The organism is Chitinophaga sp. (assembly GCF_036569185.1).
GTDB lineage: Bacteria > Bacteroidota > Bacteroidia > Chitinophagales > Chitinophagaceae > Chitinophaga.
The window spans coordinates 1-3413 of sequence record NZ_DATCRD010000346.1 but is presented as its reverse complement, the minus strand read 5'-3'; the positions used below and the strand labels follow the sequence as shown (position 1 = coordinate 3413).

The 3413-nt window shown below is 51.9% G+C and carries 3 protein-coding genes; all 3 read right to left on the bottom strand.

Annotated elements, in window-relative coordinates:
- Positions 1 to 983: DUF5127 domain-containing protein (locus VIM72_RS26465; RefSeq protein WP_332005827.1), on the bottom strand; the 983-nt coding region annotated here is incomplete at its 3' end.
- Positions 984 to 1372: 389 nt separating this feature from the next.
- Positions 1373 to 2671, bottom strand: a complete 1299-nt coding sequence (locus VIM72_RS26460; protein ID WP_332005826.1) for a hypothetical protein — start codon at positions 2669 to 2671, stop codon at positions 1373 to 1375.
- A 67-nt stretch (positions 2672 to 2738) separates the two neighbouring features.
- A partial coding sequence (locus VIM72_RS26455; RefSeq protein WP_332005825.1) for a PA14 domain-containing protein occupies positions 2739 to 3413 on the bottom strand: 675 nt, incomplete at its 5' end.

Here is a 3413-nt window from a genome sequence, read left to right as displayed (position 1 = left end):
AAAACGGAGAGCTGGCCATTGGTGTATTTGGAAGCGGTGACCGGCTGTGAAGGCGAGTTCACGGCTATGTTGGTAGAGGCGCCAAAGTATACCTGCACCTGGTGAGGGGCGTTATCGTTGGAGCTTACTTTATAAGAGATGTAGGAAACGGGGCGCGACAACAACATAAGATCATCCATCAGCAGGGGCGATGTAAAGGTGAGCGTTACATCTGCCTTGCCGCAGGTGAACTGGTAGCTGGTTTGCGTAGCGTTGATGTTCACGGCCGTTTGTTTGGCGGTTTCTATGCCTTTGTTAGTAGGCGGTGGCACCAGGCGGGCGATGCCTGCATCCAGGAAAGCGCCGCCGGCCGTGTTCTGGATATGTATAGCCAGCAGGTTGCCTTTCTTTTTCAGTTTACTTTTCACCGCATCCGGAATGGGCCTGTACGCATATTGGTTCAGCCAGCGTCCGTGTTTGTAGATCTGCTCTCCGTTAAGATATACAGTGATTTTATCGTCATGGAAGATTTTCAGGAATAAGTCGGCGGAGGCTACATCGCCGGCGTCGAAGGTTCTGCGGGTCCAGAGGTCGGGACTTTCCCAGCGGGTGCCGCCGGCGTTGAGATTATCACCAAAAGGCGCCTGGCCTGTTTTCCAGGCTTTGTCGTTGAAGGAAGGCTGCTCCCACCCTTCTGCGGGGGCTGTTTCCGTGTATTTTACCTGGTAAGATGATTCATCGGTGGTAGCGGCTACTGCCTGGTAGCTGGCCTCGTTCTGCCCCAGTACGCGGTAAGTAACACCGTCTACCTTCACCAGCCCGGTAAGCGATTGGGTAGCGCCGGTCCAGTGTTTGGTGGTGCTGCCGTTCAGGTCGTCCGTGGCGGACCAGATGCTGAAATAAGGATCATGCGTGATCAGCGGATAGGATGGCGCTTTCTGTTCCTGTGCTATTGCACTGCCGCCAATGCCCAGCAGGGCTAAAAATGCAAATGTTCTCACCATAACGGGATTTGATAAATCGATTAAGCGTAAAAAGTACAGTTAATAAAAGTATTACATTTTCCGGGGGATTCATAACCATTCATCATAAAAATTCCCCGATCATTTGTATATCATCTATAAACGTGGTTAGTACCAGCTATCGCCAAAAAAATCTCCGGAGGAAAGAAAAAATGCAGCCCCTACTGCATCCTGGAGGTTTTGAGAAGTTGTGTTTTCACACGTGCCTGGTATCTGCTATCGTAAAAAAATAAAAAAGCGCAAACCCTACTCCCGCCTTGGAGGCCCTGAGAAGCCTTTTCAGTACGTTTTCGGATCTGCGCGTATCTTAAATTAATTAAATACCGTGCATATAAGGAGCGCAAAAATACACTTTTGCATCAAATTCTTCATCATCCCGGAAAAAAAGTAAACCATTCCGGGCGGGAACGGATCAATACAGCGATGCCCCATATGAGCAGGGCCATCCCCAGGGCGCCCCATGCCTTTTTGTTTTTCCAGCTCCAACCCAGCATCACCGGTAGCTCCCAGTACTTGATCAGTACATACAACAACAAACCGCCCATGCCGGTCCAGGTAAGCAACAGTAAGCCAAGTTGAGATCCCGCTATGATCACTGCAAAAAGAAAGCCCAGCGTAACCAATTGCAGCCAGATGTAGTTTTTACCTCCGCTGTGGATCACGTCTGCTATGGAAATAAGCAGCAACGCTCCTGCCAGGAAAATGCTGAGCACCAGCAATGCCTCGGGCAGCAATACCGGCAGCATTAACAACACTGCCCACACCACCAGGGAAATAACCACGTACGTGGCAGCACGTTGATCTTTTGCCCGTAGCCGTTCATAGGAAAAAGGGAACAGCAAACGGCTCAATGCCTTTTCCATATTCCGTAAAGGCGGCAATGTAAATACGCCCACCATGGCAGGCACTATCACTTCATACGGATACCAGGCATCCGGGCATACCTGCATTACCCACCATACGGCAGCGGAGGTAAGCAGCGCCGGTAAGGATACATATAAAAAAGCTTGTAAGGGCGTGTTGTAATCATCAAAACTCTGGAGGATGATATGCGTATACTCCTTCGCAAAATAACGGCGTGTAAGGATGGCCGTTAGTTGGGTCCATAACAGCACCAGCCCTGCGTGGATCACAATGGTGCGGATCACCAGGTCCGGGATTAAAGGCCCGAAGTATACACCTGCCAGGGCTGCTGCCAGTAACTCCCAGCTAAGCATCTTCGGGGAAAATAACCGCCGGAACAGGGGATAAAAATGCCGGCGTAGCCATTGCCAGGCGCCGGGTAAATACCGGCCAATCAACTGCACCACCGCAAAAGCGGCTACCAGCGCGGCCAGCCCCAGCAACAGCCGGGAGGCGGTGAACACGCCCCGGAGCGCCTGCAGGCGGGAAGGCTTTTTAATGGTGTAGGTAAGCGTGGTATTATTCAACAGCTCTGTTGCCAGCACCTTTCCTTGTTCAGGGGTAATAGCGCCCAGCGCCGGCTGGTGCGCGCGCCAGAAGCTGTCCGCCTCCGCAGGAGTGGCCCAGGTATTCAGGGTGCCATATTGATACAACAAGGTTCTTTGCTCAGCATTGAGGGAGGCCAGGATCTTCGCCAGCGTTGCATCTGTTGCAGATGCAGGCAGCGCAAAGGTTAACAGGAACAGGAATATTTTTATAGTACGCATAGATGGCGTCAAAAATAACAAAAACGGGCGGCTTACCGCCACCCGTTTCAATATTTTAAACGATGCTTTACAGCCCCGCTCCCAGCCAGCTATCCGGCACAGGTTGCAGTTTGCTGCCATTCAGGCTGTATTCCAGCTTCAGCGTGTATCCGCCGCCGCCTTCTACAAAGGCCACCTTTATAGGATGCCAGCCTTTTTCCAGGGCCACCTGCCCGCTTTTCTGAAATGGGGCATGCCAGCCGTCGTTGTTCACTACTTCCTGGTCGTCTATATATAAAATAGCGCCATCATCGGCAGTTAGGTAAAAGCTGTAGATGCCGGTGCTGGGTACATTGATGTAGCCATAGACGCGCGCACCAAACGGCCCGCCGCCTTTGCCCATGCCTTCGGGGATAACGGCATTGCTTACACGGAGAGAGCTATCTACCTGCTCCTTGATCTTTGCAGCGCTCTTGTAAGAGCCCTCAAAATAATCCAGCTTCAGGCCCGGGCGTGCATCTTTTACTACGGTAGGCTTCAGATAAGTTTCCTTGCGGTAGCGCAGCGCGTAAATATCACCACGATTACCGGCCGGGCTGAAAGCCGCCAGCTTAATGGATTGCGGCTCGCGGATCACGTAGTTATCCGGCAGTACTTTGGAATGCGCATCCGGGATGCTGCCGTCGGTGGTATAGCGGATAGTCATATCCGTTAGTGGCTTCTGTACGTGCAGGGTTACGGGGTCTACAAATACATTGTCTTC